Source organism: Xanthomonas rydalmerensis (genome assembly GCF_033170385.1).
Lineage (GTDB): Bacteria > Pseudomonadota > Gammaproteobacteria > Xanthomonadales > Xanthomonadaceae > Xanthomonas_A > Xanthomonas_A rydalmerensis.
The window spans coordinates 4,591,240-4,607,996 of sequence record NZ_CP126170.1 but is presented as its reverse complement, the minus strand read 5'-3'; the positions used below and the strand labels follow the sequence as shown (position 1 = coordinate 4,607,996).

Here is a 16,757-nt window from a genome sequence, read left to right as displayed (position 1 = left end):
CGGCGGACCTCGCGCTGGATGCGGCCTGTGCTGGCGCGTCGTGCCGTCCGTCCGTGCCGCCGGTCTGCGCGTCCGTGCTGCGGCGCCATTTGGCGCATGCCATGGCCGCGGCCTGGGGTAGACTGCCGGCTCGCAGCACCGGGCGACAGGGGGTCCGGCTGCGCTTCTGCCCGTTGTCCGGCTCTCTCGCGCATGCCCGTCGTGTCCCGTCCAACCTGGCTGTTGCTGGCGCCCGCCGCGCTGTTGCTGGGCGTGGTCGCCTATCGCGCGCTGTCGCTGCCGGCTGCACCAGTGGTGGCCGCGCCGTCGACTGCGGTGGCGTCCGCTGCCGCCCCTGCGCCCGCCGCGCCTGCCACCGCGCCCGTGCCGCCCTCGGCGCCGACGCGCCTGCGTGGAGATACCGAGAGCGAACGCGGCGCCGATCTCTACCGCGCCGCGCAGCAGCTGTCGATCGCCGCCGCGCACGGCGATCCCGAGGCGTCCTGGCGGCTCAGCCGCATCTACGACTACTGCGCCGGTTACGCGATGGACCCGGTCGGCTACGGGGCCGATACCCGCGCGATCGCCGACGCCCGCCTGCCGACCTCGGCGCAGATGGTGCAGGCGCGTGCCCGCGTCGGCCGCCGTTGCGCCGGGTTCTTGCCCGGCGACGGCCTGACCCGCCAGGCCATCGTCGCCCAGCGCGTGCAGGCCGCGCGCGGCGGCAACCTGGCCGCCGAAGCGGCGCTGCTGGCGCTGGGCCAGCCGTTGCATGCCGGCGCCGAGTACAAGCGCGATCTGGTGGCGAGGGTGCGCGCGTCCGGCGATCCCGATGCCTACGTGGCACTGGCGCCGGCGATGGGCCTGGCCGCCAGCGGCGACGACGGCATGGACGGCGGCGTGGCCGGCACCCAGTTTTCCGAATTGGCCTGGCAGTTGGCCGCCTGCAGGCTGGGATTGGATTGCGGCCCGGACAGCGAGCTGATGACCCGCTATTGCGCCAACGGCGGGATCTGCTCGCGCGACCCCAGCCAGGATTTCAGCAGTTTTGTTTACGACGCCGCGGTTCCGCGGCAAGGCACGGACACGATGAACGACATGGTCAACCGACTGGTGGACACCACGGGAGCAGGCTCATGAATTACCGGCGATGGCTGCATGGCGCCAAATTCTGGTTCTGGGTCCTGGCCTTCGTCGCCTATTCGGCGGCGGCGGCGGGCCTGCTGCTGATCGACACCGCCGAACAGCGCTACCGCGGCCTGTCCAAGGTCGAACTGACCACGGCACACTCCGCGCCGGACGTGCGCCGCGCCGGCGCCGCGCAGGTGGCGGCGATCTACCGCGCCAACAGCGGCATGCCGTTCTCCACCCTGGCCCCGGGCAGCACCTTCCAGATCGTCTGGCCGGACGGCTCCACCGAGACGGTGATGATCGTCAGCCCGACCTCGAGCCTGGGCGTGGAGCCGGTGACGGGGACGCAGCAGGGGAAATAGCCGGGATTCGGGATTGGGGTGGTCGGGATTCGCAAAAGCGGATCCAGATCCGGATCTTTCAGGTGCGGCTGGGCGCATCTGCGACCCGAAGCCCGGCAGGACCATGGGTCCATCGAAGCCGCGCCCTTTGCGCCTGCCGGCATCGATCCGAAGCCGGCTCTAGCGAATCCCAAATCCCGAATCTCGAATCCCAGCCGTTCCTACAACGCGATCGACTTGTTCTTGCGTTCGGCCAGGCGCTTTTCCAGGTAGTGGATGTTCTGGCCGCCGGCCTGGAAGCCCTTGTCGCGCATGATCCGCTGCTGCAGCGGGATGTTGGTCTTGATGCCGTCCACCACCATCTCGCTCAGCGCCACGCGCATGCGCGCGATCGCGGTCTCGCGGTCGGGGCCGTGCACGATCAGCTTGCCGATCATCGAGTCGTAGTTCGGCGGCACCTTGTAGCCGCTGTAGATGTGCGTATCCACGCGCACGCCGGGGCCGCCGGGCGGGTGGAAGCCGGTGATCAGGCCCGGGTTGGGCATGAAGGTTTCCGGGTCCTCGGCGTTGATGCGGCACTCGATCGCATGGCCGCGCAACACGATGTCCTTCTGCTTGATGCTGAGCTTGTGCCCGGCGGCGATGCGCAACTGCTCGCAGACCAAGTCGATGCCGGTGATGCGCTCGGTGACCGGGTGCTCCACCTGGATGCGCGTGTTCATTTCGATGAAGTAGAAGCGCCCGTTCTCGAACAGGAACTCGAAGGTGCCGGCACCGCGGTAGCCGATGCGGATGCAGGCGTCCACGCAGACCTTGCCGATCTCGTTGCGCAGTTCCTCGGTGATGCCCGGCGCCGGCGCTTCCTCCACCACCTTCTGGTGGCGGCGCTGCATCGAGCAGTCGCGCTCGCCCAGGTGGATGGCGTTGCCCTGGCCGTCGGCCAGCACCTGGATCTCCACGTGGCGCGGGTTCTCCAGGAACTTCTCCATGTACACCTGGTCGTTGCTGAAAGCGGCCTTGGCCTCGGACTTGGTGGTCTCGATGGCGGCCTTCAGCGCGGCCTCCGAATGCACCACGCGCATGCCGCGGCCGCCGCCGCCGCCGGCGGCCTTGATGATCACCGGATAGCCGATCTCGCGGGCGATCTTGGTGTTGGCGACGATGTCCTCGCCCAGCGGGCCGCCCGAGCCGGGCACGCACGGCACGCCGGCGGCCTTCATCGCGCGGATCGCCTCGACCTTGTCGCCCATCAGGCGAATGGTGTCGGCCTTGGGCCCGATGAAGATGAAGCCGGACTGTTCCACGCGCTCGGCGAAGTCGGCGTTCTCCGACAGGAAGCCGTAGCCGGGGTGGATGGCCTGGGCGTCGGTGACCTCGGCCGCGGCGATCAGCGCCGGGATGTTGAGGTAGCTCTCCGAGGAGGGCGCCGGGCCGATGCACACCGACTCGTCGGCCATGGCCACGTGCTTGAGGTTGCGGTCCACGGTGGAATGCACCGCGACCGTGCGGATGCCGAGCGTATGGCACGCGCGCAGGATGCGCAGCGCGATTTCGCCGCGATTGGCGATGACGACTTTATCGAGCATGGGATTCGGGATTCGAGATTGGGGATTCGTAAAGGGCGCCGGCATCGCGCAGGTGTCGCGAATCGTCCAGCGTGCGGATCAATGCGTTGAGCCTGGAGAACGTGCGGTTCAAGAGATCATGGGTTGCCGCGTCGGTCGCACAGAATTGCAGCCGTGTCGCGATCTGCAGTTGCGTATCCAACTCGGCCAGCGAACCCCGCGCCATCGACAGATAGCGCAGGTACTCGGCGGTGGAGCGCCGCGCGGCGCCCTCGGCGATGTTGGAGGGAATGCTGATCGCGGCGCGCCGCATCTGGGCTGTCAGTCCGAAGCGCTCGGCATCCGGGAAATCCTGAGTGAGCCGGTAGGTCGCTTCCACCAGCGCCATCGCGTCGCGCCAGACGTCCAGGCGCTCGTGAGGCCGCTGTTGCGAATCCCGAATCACGATTCCCCAATCCCGGCGTCTCAGCCAATCACGAACAACGGCTGGTCGAACTCCACCGGCTGGCCGCTTTCGCCCAGGATCGCGACGATGGTGCCGGAGACGTCGGCTTCGATCGGGTTGAACATCTTCATCGCCTCGATGATCGCCAGGGTCTCGCCGGCCTTGACCGACTGGCCGACGCTGACGAAGGCGGGCTTGTCCGGCGACGGCGAGGTGTAGAAGGTGCCGACCATCGGCGCGCGCAGCACGTGGCCCTCGGGCAGGGCGTTGCCGGGCTTGGCGCTGCCGCCGGTGGAGGCCTCGGTGGGCGAGCTCATCGGCATCGGCGCGGCGGCGGCCGGCGCGGCCACGGGGGCGGCGGCCAGGTACTGCGGCGCGCTGGCGGTCATGCCCTTGGGGGTGCGCGCCAGGCGCACGCTTTCCTCGCCTTCTTTGATCTCGATCTCGGCGAGATTCGATTCTTCCAGCAGGTCGATCAGTTTCTTGATTTTGCGGAGATCCATAACGGCCTCGTGAAGTGACTTTGAAAAAGACCGGGCGCGCGGCCCGGGGACTCAGACGGGGGTGTGCGGTGCCGGTTGGGCGTGGGCGCGGCTCATGCGGCCGCTCCCAGCCGGGTCAGCGCCGCGTCCATCGCGTAGCGGTAGCTGTCGGCACCGAAGCCGCAGACCACGCCGACCGCGTGGTCGCTGAAATAGCTGTGGTGGCGGAACGGCTCGCGGCTGTGCGGGTTGGACAGGTGGATCTCGATGAACGGGATCGCCACCGCCGCCAGCGCGTCGCGCAGCGCCACCGAGGTATGGGTGAAGGCGGCCGGGTTGATCAGGATGAAGGCGGTCCCGTCGCCGCGCGCGGCCTGCACCCGCTCCACCAGCACGTGCTCGGCGTTGGACTGCAGGCTCTCCAGCTGGTGGCCGGCGGCGCTGGCCTGGGCCTGCAGCGCGGCATCGATCTGCGCCAGGGTGGCATGGCCGTACACGCCCGGCTCGCGGGTGCCGAGCAGGTTGAGGTTGGGGCCGTGCAGCAGCAACAGTCGCGCCATCGGGAACAAAGCAGCGGAAAGGGCGGCAGTCTGCGCGAAGCCGGCATTGCTGTCCAGTTCGGCGAAGTTGCGGGTGTTTTAAACAAATGTTTGATTTTGCCGCCGGGCCGCAGTGCGCATGCGGCGGGCCTAATTGGCGTCGGCGGCGCTGGACGGCGCGCGCTGGCGCCTACGTTTATGTCGCATCCTGCGCGCGCCGCGCAAGTGTCGCTGCAGCATGGGACAGCGGCATTTCAGATGTCGCCACGGGAGCGTGGCGACGCTCCTGGAAGTGGTATATACCATTTGAAAATCACTGAAAGACCAATCAGGAGTGGGCGCATGCGAACCGACCGCGCTGGCCGTTGCGGCCTTGGCTGCTCCATCCTGGCGCTTGCGCTGCTGGCCGGGGCGATGGCCACCCCCGCAGTCGCAGTGGCGGCGGCGCCGGCGACCCTGCCGGCGGTGTACCCGGCGCCGACCGCCTTGCGCCTGCTCGGGCCGGAACTGCCGCTGGGGTCCTCGGTGGTGCTGGTGCAGGCCGGCACGCCCGACCCGGCCACCGACGCGCTGGTGCGCACGGTGCTGCGCGACGCCGGGGTCTCCCGCATCCGCCGCGCCAGCGCGCTGCCGCGCGACCCGCAAGCGGTGTCGGTGGTGCTCGGCACCGTCGACGCGGCGCCGGTGCGCGACGCGCTGGCCGCCCTCGACCTGGACGTGCCCGAGCGCGCGGAAGGCTATGCGCTGGGCAGCATGGCCCGCGGCCGCGGCACGCTGATCGTGCTGGCCGGCCGCGACGGCGACGGGCTGTACCACGCGGCGCAGACCTTGCGGCAGCTGGTCGCGCACGGGCGCATCGCCTCGGTGGCGGTGACCGACGCGCCGGCGATGCCGGTGCGCGGCACGATCGAGGGTTTCTATGGCAAGCCGTGGAACATGGCCGAGCGCGCCGCGCACCTGGCGTTCCTGGCCCGCTTCAAGGCCAACACCTATATCTACAGCCCCAAGGACGACGTGTTCGCGCGCGACCGCTGGCGCGCCCCGTACCCGGCCGCCACGCTGGCGGCGCTGGGCCGGCTGGCCGCGGTCGCCAACCGCGAGCACATCAACTTCGTCTATGCGCTCTCGCCGGGGCCGTCGATCTGCTACAGCGATGCGGCCGACCTGCAGGCGATCCGGCGCAAGTTCGCCGCGCTGCGCGCACGCGGCGTGCGCAGCTTCTACATCGCCTTCGACGACATCGAATACACCAAGTGGAACTGCCCCGGCGACGCCACCGCGTTCGGCGCCGCCAGCGAGCAGGCCGCCGCCACCGCGCAGGCGCAGCTGCTCAACGCGGTGCAGGCGGACATCGCCGCGGCCGGCCACGGCGCGCTGATCATGGTGCCGACCGAGTACTTCAACGTCACCGAGTCGCCGTACAAGGCGACGCTGCGGCAGGCGCTGGATCCGCGCGTAGTGGTGCAGTGGACCGGCACCGACGTGGTCCCGGCGTCGATCTCGGTGAGCGATGCGAAGAACGCGACCAAGGCGTTCGGGCGCAAGACGCTGCTGTGGGACAACTATCCGGTCAACGACTTCGCCGAAACCGCCGGGCGCCTGCTGCTGGCGCCGTACGACCGCCGCCAGGCCGGGTTGTCGGCGGAGCTGAGCGGCATCGTCGCCAACCCGATGAACCAGGAAGTGGCCAGTCGGCCGGCGGTGGCCGGGGTGCTGGCCTTCGCCTGGAACGACCGCGGCTACGACGCGCCGCGCACCTGGCGCGCGGCCGCGCGCGACCTGGCCGGCGGCGATGCGCAGGTGGCCGACGCGCTGCTGACCTTCTTCGACACCCAGCACCTGGCCCCGACCTTCGGCCATCTGCCCTGGCAGCCGCAGGCGCCGCGACTCAAGGCGCTGATCGACGCCACCCGCGACGCACTGGCCGACGGCGATCCGGCCGCCCGCGCCGCGGCGCTGGCCGCGCTGGGCCAGGCGGCCGACGACCTGGCGGCGGCACCGCAGCGCATCCGTGCCGGTGCCGCCACCGGCGCGTTCGTGGCCGAGGCGGCGCCATGGCTGGACGCGACCGCGCTGTGGGGCCGCGCGCTGCGCCTGAGCGTGGACGGACTGAACCAGGCGCTGGCTGGCGATCCGGCGGCCGCGCAGGCCTTCGCCACGGCCGGGCAGCTTGCCGCGCAGGCCGCGGCGATCCCCTCCATCCCCGGCGCGACTCGCTTCGGCGGTCCGGTCAAGGTCGCCGATGGCGTGCTGGACAGCTTCGTCGCCGATGCGCCCGGCCTGGTGGAGCGCCCGCCGGCGCGCTAGCGAGACGGGGGCCGTGGCGGATCGGCGGGTCCGCGAGCCGGTGGCCCAGACCTACTCATGGGCATCGCCCATGTGCTGATGCCCGATCGCCATGCCGCGCAGCGCACGCATTAACCGGCGATTTACACCCGTGCGTCGCATCCGGGGCACAAAGGATGCCCCGAGCGGCCAAGGTGCCAGCCATGCGAATTGCGATCATCGGCGCAGGATTCTGCGGCAACGTGCTGGCCGCGGCGCTGGCCAGGCAGGGCACCGCCAGCCACGTCACCCTGGTCGGCATGGCCGACACCTTCGGCCGCGGCGTCGCCTATGGCGCGGCGCGGCCGGAGCACCTGTTGAACGTGCGCGCAAAGGACCTGGGCGTGGCTCCGCAGGATCCGGGCGGGTTCGCCGCGGCGCTGCACCTGGACGCCGCGCAGGGCATGGCGTTCCTGCCGCGGCTGCAGTACGGCCAGTATCTCGAGCAGCACCTGGCCACCGCGCTGGCGGAGTCGGCGACCGAGGTGGTGCCGCTGGCGCAGGAGGCGGTGGCGCTGGAGCGCGATCCGCAGGGCTTCCGCGTGTTCCTGGCCAACGGCGAGGACTTCGCCAGCGACGTGGTGGTGCTGGCGATCGGCGCGCTGCCGCCGGCGGCGTTGCCGGGCATCGGCCCGCGCCTGGCGGTGCACCGGCGCTACATCGGCTGGCCGTGGCAGGACGGCGTGCTCGACACGGTGCCGCCGCAGGCGCGGCTGCTGCTGGTCGGCACCGGCCTGACCATGGCCGACGTGGCCTTGACCCTGCGCCGGCGCGGCCACCGCGGCGCGATCACCGCCTTGTCGCGGCGCGGCCTGGCGCCGCAGGCGCATCTGCCGCAGCCGGGCGCGCCGGTGAGCCTGCCGCCCAGCGTCGTGCAGGCGCTGCGCAGCCACGACCTGCGCGGCCTGGTGCGCAGCCTGCGCCAGCTGACCACGGTGGTGGAGGACTGGCGCTGCGTGGTGGATGCGCTGCGTCCGCACCTGCAGCCGTTCTGGAGCGGCCTGGCGCCGGCGGCGCGCGCGCGTTTCCTGCGCCATTTGCGGCCGTACTGGGAAGTGGCACGGCACCGTCTGGCGCCGGCTGCGGCCACCGCGTTGGCGCAGATGCAGCAGCAGGGACAGTTGCGGATCCGCGCCGGGCGCCTGCTGCGTGCGCGCCTGGGCGACGATGCCGTGGAGGCGGTGATCCGCGACCGCGCCGACCGCGGCGCGCGCACCGAGCAGTTCGACGTGCTGATCCGCGCCACCGGGCTGGATACCGACGTCGCCCGCACCAGCCATCCGCTGGTCGCGGCGATGCGCGAGGCCGGCCTGCTGCAGGCCGATCCGTTGGGCCTGGGGTTGGCGGTCGATCCGCGGCTGCGGGTGCGCGACGCCGGCGGCCAGCCGGTCGCCGGCCTGTACTGCCTGGGCCCGCTGCTGCGCGGCGGCCTGTGGGAGATCACCGCGGTGCCGGAGCTGCGTACCGCCGCGCAGCGCCTGGCCGAGGAGCTGGCGGCGCTGGCGCAGGCACGGACTGGCGATGAGGGTGCTAGCGATGCGCGGCAGCGGCAGGCGTTGTAGCGGGCTGATCCAGTGCGGCGTGGAGGTGGTGTGGGCGTCGACCGCCATGCAGCCGCGACGCGTGAAGTGGGGTGCTTTCCGATGGCGTAATGCGTCGGGACTGAAGTCCCTCCCACAGCGCATTCGGCGGGTTCGCCGCAAGCCTCTGGGGGGAGCGACTTCGATCGCGACGGGCGTGACCTGGCATCGCGTCGCGACTGCAGGGCAGCCTCCGCATCCTGCTGAAAGGCGCGTGTAGGAACGGCCTGGCCGCGACGAGGCGTGATCGGCGATGCTGAAGTCGTTCCCACAAGACCGCGCATCGGCGGCGGGGTCCGTCGGTTAGCGCGAGGGACGGGCGCCGCCCGCCCAGCCCTCGACTTCGCCCGGCGCGAACGGGCCGAGCTTCTGCTTGACGATGCGGCCGTCGGCGTCGATCAGCACGCTGTACGGCAGCAGGCCCTGGGTGTCGCCCAGGCGCACGCTGGCGTCGGCCGGGCCCGGGGTCTCCAGGGCGATCGGGTAGCCGATCGGCACCCGCTGCAGGAAGTCGCGCACGTCCTCGGCGCGGTCCAGGGCGATGCCGAGCACCTGCAGGCCGTCGGCCGGCTGCGCGCGGGCCAGCCGGTCCAGTTCCGGCATTTCGCGCACGCAGGGCTCGCACCAGCTCGCCCACACGTTGACCAGCAGCGGCCGGCCGCGGAACTGCGCCAGGGTCAGCTGGCCGCCGTCGAGCGTGGGCAGGCGCAGCGCCGGGGCGGGGTCGCCCGGGCGCGCCGCGGCAACCGGGGCCGCCGCAGCATGGCCGCTGGCCGTGGCGGAGGACACCGAGGCCGGGGCCACAGCCGGCGTCCGCCGTTCCCACCAGTGCGCCGCCGCCACGCCGAGCACCGCCGCCACCGCGGCGACCGCCAGCAGGCGCGCGGTGCCGGGTGTCATCGCGCCGCGCGCAGCAGGGCGTCCTCGACCACCGCCTGGCTCAGCACCGGCGGCAGCACCGTCGGCGGCGCGCCGGGTCCGTAGACCACGTACAGCGGCACGCCCACCGCCTTGTGCTCGGCGAGGAAGGCGCTGATGCGCGGATCCTCGTTGGTCCAGTCGCCCTTCATGTACACCGCGTCCACCCGCTTGATGGTGTCGCGGAACGCATCGCTGTCGAACACGTTGCGCTCGTTGGCCTTGCAGGTGACGCACCAGTCGGCGGTCATGTTGACGAACACCACGCGGTTGTCGGTGCGCAGGCGGTCGAGCATCTGCGGCGAATAGGCCACGGTGTTGCGCTCGACGCTGGCGCCGGGCGGCGGCAGCCGGGTCACGCTCCACGCCGGCACCAGCGCGGCCAGCAGCAGCACGGCGGCCAGGCGCATGCCGGTCTTGTGGTCGCGCCAGCGCGCGCGCTCGAACCACCACAGGCCCAGCGCCAGCAGGGTGGCGCCGACCAGCAGCAGCGCCACCGCGTCCACGCCGCGCTGCTTGCCCAGCACCCACAGCAGCCAGATCGCGCTCAGGTACATCGGGAACGCGAGCACCTGCTTGAGCGTTTCCATCCACGCCCCCGGCTTGGGCAGGCGCTTGGCCAGCGACGGCACGAAGCCGATCAGCAGGAACGGCAGCGCCAGGCCCAGGCCCAGGGTCAGGAACACCAGCATCGCCATCGCCGGCGGCGCGGTCAGCGCATAGCCCAGGGCCGGGCCCATGAACGGGCCGATGCAGGCGCTGGAGACCACGCAGGCCAGCACGCCGGTGAAGAAGTCGCCGACCGGGCCGCTGCGCGTGGACAGCGACTGGCCGACGCCGCCGAGGTTGGCGCTGAGGGTGAATACGCCCGACAGGCTCAGCCCGACCACGAACATCAGGTACACCAGCACCGCGACGAAGCCCGGGCGCTGCAGCTGGAAGCCCCACAGCAGGCGCGCGGCCACGGCGATGCCGCCGACCACGGCGAAGGAGACGAGCACGCCCAGCGTGTACCACAGCGCATGGCTGCGGGCACGGCCTCGGCTCTCGCCGCTCTGTGCCAGGCCCAGCACCTTCAGCGACAGGATCGGCAGCACGCACGGCAGCAGGTTCAGCAGCAGGCCGCCGCCGAGCGCCAGCAGCAGGATCCACAGCAGGTTCTGCGTGGCCGGCGGCGGTGCGGCGCTGCGCGCGGCGTTGTGCGCCGAGGCGTCCGGCGTCGCCGGCAGGGCGTTGGCGGCCGTGGCGGCGGCCGCGTCGTTGGCGTCGGCCTGGCGGCTGTCCAGCGGCGTCACCAGCAGCGGGCTGACCTCGGCCTGGTCGGCGGGCGTGACGCTGCCCTTGGGCAGCGCCAGCTTCACCCGCCGGGTCATCGGCGGGTAGCAGATGCCGTCGGTCTGGCAGCCCTGGAAGGTCGCCACCAGGGTCGCGGCGGTGGCGTCGGCGCGCTGGCGCTGCAGCGGCACGGTGACCTCGGTCTGGTCGAAGTACACCACCACGTTGCCGAAGTGCTCGTCCTGGTGCGAGCTGCCCTGCGGCCAGCGCGGCATGCCGGTACGGATGCCGGGCGCGCCTTCCAGCGCCAGCGCGGTGCGGTCGCGATACAGGTAATAGCCGGGTGCCGGGGTGAAGCGCAGCAGCAGCGTATTGCCATCGCCGACGATGGCTTCGAAGTGGAAGGCCTGGTCCGAGGGCAGCGGCAGGCCCTGCACCGCGCCGGCGCCGGCGCCGAACAGCGGCTTGGCGCCAGTGCTTGCGCCCAGGCCATTGCCCGGCAGCCCGCCCATCGCGGCCGGCGGCGCCGGCGTGGGATCGGCAGCGGCGGTGGCGGCGGCGGCGGCCGGCAGGGTCACCTCGAGCAGGCGTTTCTGCGGCGGGTAGCACACGCCGGCATCGGCGCAGCCCTGGTAGCGCACCTCCAGCTGCACGCGGTCGGTGCCGGGGTCGGCGATGCCGCTCTGCACCGCGTTCAACGCGTCGCGGTAGGTCTCCACCTCGCCGAAGTACGGGTCGGTCTTCTTGTGGCCGGCCGGCAGCTGCAGGGTCGGGTTGGGCTTGAAGCCGCCGATCACCTTGACCGCGATGCGGTGCCGGTACAGGTAGTAGCCCTTGGCGATGTCCCAGTGCAGCGCGATGCGGCCGCGCTCGGGCGCCTGCGCGCTCAGCGCGAAGGCCTGGTCCACCGGCAGCAAGTCCTTTTCGCTGATCGCCAGGGCGGGGAAGGCGGCCACGGCCAGCAGGCATAGGGCGGCGAGGCGGTGCAGCAGGGTCATCGGCTTACGGTTCCTCACGGGTTTCGGCATGCACCCATTGCAGGTAGGCCGGCAGGCCGCCGGCGACCTCGAGTTCGACCAGTTCGGGGACCTCGTAGGGGTGCAACGCGCACAGCCGCTGCCGCAACGCGGGCAGCCGGTCGGCGGCGGTCTTGATCAGCAGCAGCACTTCCTCGCCTTGCTCCACCTCGCCTTGCCAGCGGTAGGTGGACTGCACGCCGGGCAGGCGGCTGACGCAGGCGGCCAGGCGTTCGTCGACCAGCGCCTGGGCGATCCGCGCGGCGCTGGCCGGATCGGGGCAGGTGCTGAGCAGCAAGCGGAGGGCGGGCGCGGACATGCGGCCGACAGTATAGGGATGCCGGCCCCCCTTTGGCGGCGCGCGTGGGAAAGGGGGCGCTGCTCTGAATCCCCAATCCCGAATCCCAAATCCCCGCCCGCTGCAGCCGCAGCGGGCGAGGCAACACGGCTCAGTTGAGCAATTGGCAGCTGGCCGGCTTGGCCGAGGTGAACAGCGACGAGGTCGCCCACTCCGGGTGGTCGATGAACGGATTGCGGTTGCCCTGGAAGCTGTAGATCACCTCGTTACGGGCGCGCTCGGCATCGTCCGGCGGATCCTGCTGGCTCCACGCGATCAGGGTCGACAGCAGGCCCATGTAGGCCGGCGAGGACGAGGTCTTGACGATCTTGCTGCGGTCGTCGGTCAGCTCCAAGTCCGGCTCGGACTGCCCGGTCTTGGCATCGGTCCCGCCTTCATAGCGGATCGCCATGTACATCACCGCACGTGCCATGTCGCCCTTGCGGTGGTCCCACACCTCGAAGGTGCCGCCGTTGCCGTCCGGGGTGCGCACCCAGTTGGAATTGCCCGGGTAGCGGCCGCTGCCGCCGCCGAAGCCGGCGTTGGCCTCGGTGGCGCGCTCGCCGCAGTTGCTGTCGCACTTGGCATAGGGCTTGTTGCCGCGGTCGGCGTTCCAGGTGGCGTCGGTCAGGTACAGCATGTGGGTGTCGGTGTACGGCGCGTAGGGCAGGCCCTTGTCGCCGGTGGAGGTGCCGAAGCCCAGCGAGTTCGGCCAGCTGTGCTCGCGGTTGTACTTCAGGCCGCTGCCGCTGCCGGCGCGGTCGGTGCCCTTGACGTAGCTGCGGTTGCGGTAGGCGTCGAGCACGCGCTGGCTGTTGTTCGGATCCTCGTCGGCGATCTCCAGGATGGCCCAGGTGTCGGTGCCGGAGCTGCTGCTGTACGGATAGGCGGTGTGGCCCTTGATCGTCTCGTGCAGCGAGCAGCGCAGCTGGCTGGGGCTGGAGGTGTTGACCCGCGAATAGTAGGTGCCGGCACCGCTGCCACCGCCGCCGCCGGACCCGTTGGCGACGTTGAACGCGACGCTGCGGTCCTGCGCCGGATGCGCGCCGTCGGCATCGCTCACGCGTGCGGCGACGATGCTCAGGGTGCAGCTCTCGCCGGCCTTCAGCGCGGTGTTGGTGGACAGCGCGAACTGGGTGCCGCTGCCGGGGTAGGTCAGCGCCACGCTGCCGGACTGCTGGCAGCTCAGGCCGAACGCGCCGCTGGCCAGGCTCACCGCTTCGCTGAAGGTCACCGCCAGGTCGCCGGCGGCGGGGAAGTCGGTGGCGCCCTGGGTCGGGGTGGTGGCGGTCACCGTCGGCGCGGCGTTGCTGCCGCCGCCGCCGGCGAAGGTCTGGCCGTTGTTGCAGGCGCCGAAGGTGCCGGTGGCGCTGTCGGTCCAGCTGAAGTCGGCTGCGGCGCTGCCGTTGCCGCGCAGCTGCAGCGAGGTGCCGGCCGGGGTGCTGTTGCTCTCGCTGACCGGCAGGTTCTGGCTGGTCATGCCCGCGGCCGGGCCGCCGCCGCCGGTGATGCTGCCTTCGTAGCTGAGGAACTGCACCACCTTGCCGTTGCCGTCGACCAGCGCCAGGCCGTCGTTGGGCCCGTTCTGGATGCCGTTGCTGGCATAGCCGACGGTGGCGATGCGCACCTGCCCGCCGCAGTTGACCAGGTTGCCGGCCGGCACCGCGCTGTTGGCGTAGACGGTGGCCGAGCCGGGGTTGCTGCCGTTGTACAGGTAGACGCGGTAGCCGCTCAGGCTCTCCCCGGCGGTGGCGACGATCTCCACGCCCTCGCCGGTGTCGCCGGCGGCGGTGGCATCGTCGTAATGCAATTCATTGATGAATACGGCGGCCTGGGCCGGCCCGGCAAGGGCGAGCAGGCAGGCCAGCGGCAGCGCAACGGCGGATGGCTTCATCGACAACTCCTTTTGGTGACGGATCCCCCCCTGGGTCCGCGGCCAGCCTAGCCTGCCTCTGTGACAATGTGACGGGCTTCGGTCACTGCTTGGCACCGAATGCACGTTGCCGGCAAAAATTTTTTGCCTCCAGCCCTTGAAAGGGCCTGCCACGGCACTACATCAGGCGCATCCCGGCGTTACCGGGTTTTTTCGCGAGCGTTGCTAGCAGTCGTCATGGGCGAGTGCTAATATCGCCGGCCTTTCCTAGACCAATCAATCACTTAAGAGGTCTCACTCAATGAGCATCAAGCCGCTTCACGACCGCGTCGTAGTCAAGCCGATCGAAGCCGACGAAATCTCCGCCGGCGGCATCGTGATCCCGGATTCGGCCAAGGAAAAGTCCACCAAGGGCGAAGTCGTGGCCGTCGGCGCCGGCAAGCCGCTGGACAACGGCAGCGTGCGCGCCCCGGCGCTCAAGGTCGGCGACAAGGTCATCTACGGCCAGTACGCCGGTTCCAGCTACAAGGCCGAAGGCGTCGAGTACAAGGTGCTGCGCGAAGACGACGTTCTGGCGATCGTGGGCTAAAGCCCCCGATCGCGGGATTCGGGAGTCGAGATTCGGGATTGGCAAGGCGCTCGGCGCCGCGCGACCCAGGATCTCAGACACGAATCCCCGCTCTAGCGAATCCCTAATCCCCAATCACGAATCCCGGAGCAATACACATGGCTGCCAAAGATATCCGTTTCGGTGAAGACGCTCGTTCGCGCATGGTGCGCGGCGTCAACATCCTCGCCAATGCCGTCAAGGCCACCCTGGGCCCGAAGGGCCGCAACGTCGTGCTCGAGAAGAGCTTCGGCGCCCCGACCATCACCAAGGACGGCGTCTCCGTCGCCAAGGAAATCGAACTGGCCGACAAGTTCGAGAACATGGGCGCGCAGATGGTGAAGGAAGTCGCGTCCAAGACCTCCGACAACGCCGGCGACGGCACCACCACCGCCACCGTGCTGGCGCAGGCGCTGATCCGTGAAGGTTCCAAGGCGGTCGCCGCCGGCATGAACCCGATGGACCTCAAGCGCGGCATCGACAAGGCCGTCGTGGCCGCCGTGGCCGAGCTGAAGAAGATCAGCAAGCCCACCGCCGACGACAAGGCCATCGCCCAGGTCGGCACCATCTCGGCCAACTCCGACGAGTCGATCGGCAACATCATCGCCGACGCGATGAAGAAGGTCGGCAAGGAAGGCGTGATCACGGTCGAGGAAGGCTCGGGCCTGGACAACGAGCTGGACGTGGTCGAGGGCATGCAGTTCGACCGCGGCTACCTGTCGCCGTACTTCATCAACAACCAGCAGAGCCAGCAGGCCGACCTGGACGACCCGTTCATCCTGCTGCACGACAAGAAGATCTCCAACGTGCGTGACCTGCTGCCGGTGCTGGAAGGCGTGGCCAAGGCCGGCAAGCCGCTGCTGATCGTCGCCGAGGAAGTGGAAGGCGAGGCGCTGGCGACCCTGGTGGTCAACACCATCCGCGGCATCGTCAAGGTCGTGGCGGTCAAGGCCCCGGGCTTCGGCGACCGTCGCAAGGCGATGCTGGAAGACATGGCCGTGCTGACCGGCGGCACCGTGATCTCCGAGGAAGTGGGCCTGGCGCTGGAGAAGGCGACCATCAAGGACCTGGGCCGCGCCAAGAAGGTGCAGGTCTCCAAGGAGAACACCACCATCATCGACGGCGCCGGCGACACCACGGCGATCGAGTCGCGCATCAAGCAGATCAAGGCGCAGATCGAGGAGACCTCCTCGGACTACGACCGCGAGAAGCTGCAGGAGCGCGTGGCCAAGCTGGCCGGCGGCGTGGCGGTGATCAAGGTCGGTGCCTCGACCGAGATCGAGATGAAGGAAAAGAAGGCGCGCGTCGAAGACGCCCTGCACGCGACCCGTGCGGCGGTGGAAGAAGGCGTGGTCCCGGGCGGCGGCGTGGCCCTGGTGCGCGCGCTGACCGCGATCGGCGAGCTGAAGGGCGCCAATGAAGATCAGACCCACGGCATCCAGATCGCGCTGCGCGCGATGGAAGCGCCGCTGCGCGAGATCGTCACCAACGCCGGCGAAGAGCCGTCCGTGATCCTCAACAAGGTCAAGGAAGGCACCGGCAACTTCGGCTACAACGCCGCCAACGGCGAGTTCGGCGACATGGTCGAGTTCGGCATCCTGGATCCGACCAAGGTGACCCGTTCGGCGCTGCAGAACGCCGCTTCGATCGCCGGCCTGATGATCACCACCGAAGCGATGGTGGCCGAGGCCCCGAAGAAGGAAGAGCCGGCCGCCCCGGGCGGCATGGGTGGCGGCATGGGCGGCATGGGCGGCATGGATTTCTGATCCAGCCGGCTTCGGCCGACCTGTTCCACGCAGTCGAAAGGAGCCCCGCAGCGATGCGGGGCTCTTTTTTTGTGGGTCGTCATGGCGGCATGCCGATGCGCGCGTCCGCGCGTTCGTGCGCCCTGGTCAACGACGCGGTGCATCCGCTGGCCGTGCCGCGGCAGAACCTGCTTGGCGAGCGTCTGTAGAGCACTTTGGCAAAGGCGGGAAGCAGTGTTGTAGGAGCGGCTTCAGCCGCGACGGGCATTACCGGTAACGCCGCGTTGCGGCTGAAGCCGCTCCTGCGAGGACAGCGGCGTGTCCGCTAGCCGCAGCAAAAAGTGCGTCATTGGAAGCTGCCTGCAGCTGCGCTCGTGCGATCTCCCCGACCGAGGCGCGGCACAGGCGTGCCAGGCGACAGTGCCGGATGGGAGGGATGAGATGCGGGCGTCGCGCCATGCACCCCAGGCACGGCGAGACGCTGTGCGCCGGACCCTCACCCCAACCCCTCTCCCGACGGGAGAGGGGCACGCGATCGCGATGCGGGAGCAGCACGTCGTCGCTCACGAGCGTCTCGGCCAGTGCTGCTGCTGTGACCG

Annotated in this window: 14 protein-coding genes; 6 read left to right on the top strand and 8 right to left on the bottom strand. The window is 70.4% G+C overall.

Translation table 11 applies throughout. The features are described 5' to 3' along the window. Nucleotides 1–192 precede the first annotated feature (192 nt). Nucleotides 193–1,119 carry a hypothetical protein gene (locus tag QN245_RS19575; protein WP_184644925.1) on the top strand — a complete coding sequence of 309 codons (927 nt, stop codon included), beginning with the start codon at nt 193–195 and terminating at the stop codon, nt 1,117–1,119. Next, nucleotides 1,116–1,472 carry a hypothetical protein gene (locus QN245_RS19570; RefSeq protein ID WP_160966505.1) on the top strand — a complete coding sequence of 119 codons (357 nt, stop codon included), beginning with the start codon at nt 1,116–1,118 and terminating at the stop codon, nt 1,470–1,472. Before QN245_RS19575 ends, QN245_RS19570 begins: the two co-directional genes overlap by 4 nt. A 200-nt stretch (nt 1,473–1,672) precedes the next feature. Here the strand turns inward: QN245_RS19570 and accC are convergent, their stop codons facing one another. The 4 genes from accC to aroQ form a co-directional block, all read right to left on the bottom strand. Beyond that, a complete protein-coding gene (gene accC / locus QN245_RS19565; protein WP_048489337.1) occupies nt 1,673–3,037 on the bottom strand; it encodes an acetyl-CoA carboxylase biotin carboxylase subunit in 1,365 nt (454 codons plus the stop codon). Beyond that, the gene (locus tag QN245_RS19560) at nt 3,027–3,404 is read right to left on the bottom strand and encodes a four helix bundle protein (protein ID WP_202394629.1); all 378 of its coding nucleotides are present in this window, start codon (nt 3,402–3,404) and stop codon (nt 3,027–3,029) included. The genes accC and QN245_RS19560 overlap by 11 nt, the downstream gene beginning before the upstream one ends. A 77-nt stretch (nt 3,405–3,481) precedes the next feature. After that, nucleotides 3,482–3,964, bottom strand: coding sequence for an acetyl-CoA carboxylase biotin carboxyl carrier protein (gene accB, locus QN245_RS19555; RefSeq protein WP_160966509.1), 483 nt, complete (start codon nt 3,962–3,964; stop codon nt 3,482–3,484). Between the two features lie 92 nt (nt 3,965–4,056). Continuing rightward, nucleotides 4,057–4,503, bottom strand: a complete 447-nt coding sequence (gene aroQ / locus QN245_RS19550) for a type II 3-dehydroquinate dehydratase (RefSeq protein ID WP_160966511.1) — start codon at nt 4,501–4,503, stop codon at nt 4,057–4,059. A gap of 321 nt (nt 4,504–4,824) precedes the next feature. Between aroQ and QN245_RS19545 the strand changes: the two genes are divergently transcribed. Then, nucleotides 4,825–6,789, top strand: a complete 1,965-nt coding sequence (locus QN245_RS19545) for a glycoside hydrolase family 84 protein (RefSeq protein ID WP_317843987.1) — start codon at nt 4,825–4,827, stop codon at nt 6,787–6,789. A 182-nt stretch (nt 6,790–6,971) separates the two neighbouring features. Further along, complete coding sequence (locus QN245_RS19540) at nt 6,972–8,369, top strand: FAD/NAD(P)-binding protein (protein ID WP_317843986.1); 1,398 nt, start codon at nt 6,972–6,974, stop codon at nt 8,367–8,369. Nucleotides 8,370–8,690: 321 nt separating this feature from the next. Here the strand turns inward: QN245_RS19540 and QN245_RS19535 are convergent, their stop codons facing one another. From QN245_RS19535 to QN245_RS19520, 4 genes are all read right to left on the bottom strand, one after another. Then, entirely contained in the window at nt 8,691–9,287 is a 597-nt protein-coding gene (locus tag QN245_RS19535; RefSeq protein WP_317843985.1) for a TlpA disulfide reductase family protein, read from the bottom strand. Continuing rightward, on the bottom strand, nt 9,284–11,578 hold the full coding sequence (locus QN245_RS19530) for a protein-disulfide reductase DsbD family protein (protein WP_317843984.1): 2,295 nt from the start codon (nt 11,576–11,578) through the stop codon (nt 9,284–9,286). The genes QN245_RS19535 and QN245_RS19530 overlap by 4 nt, the downstream gene beginning before the upstream one ends. A 4-nt stretch (nt 11,579–11,582) precedes the next feature. Beyond that, nucleotides 11,583–11,915, bottom strand: a complete 333-nt coding sequence (cutA, locus tag QN245_RS19525; protein WP_160966521.1) for a divalent-cation tolerance protein CutA — start codon at nt 11,913–11,915, stop codon at nt 11,583–11,585. A 130-nt stretch (nt 11,916–12,045) separates the two neighbouring features. Then, the gene (locus tag QN245_RS19520; protein ID WP_317843983.1) at nt 12,046–13,827 is read right to left on the bottom strand and encodes an endonuclease; all 1,782 of its coding nucleotides are present in this window, start codon (nt 13,825–13,827) and stop codon (nt 12,046–12,048) included. Nucleotides 13,828–14,107: 280 nt separating this feature from the next. On the opposite strand from QN245_RS19520, the gene QN245_RS19515 reads away from it, so the two are divergent. Continuing rightward, nucleotides 14,108–14,395, top strand: coding sequence for a co-chaperone GroES (locus QN245_RS19515; RefSeq protein ID WP_010340979.1), 288 nt, complete (start codon nt 14,108–14,110; stop codon nt 14,393–14,395). A 137-nt stretch (nt 14,396–14,532) separates the two neighbouring features. After that, complete coding sequence (gene groL, locus QN245_RS19510) at nt 14,533–16,179, top strand: chaperonin GroEL (RefSeq protein WP_160966525.1); 1,647 nt, start codon at nt 14,533–14,535, stop codon at nt 16,177–16,179. Nucleotides 16,180–16,757 lie beyond the last annotated feature (578 nt).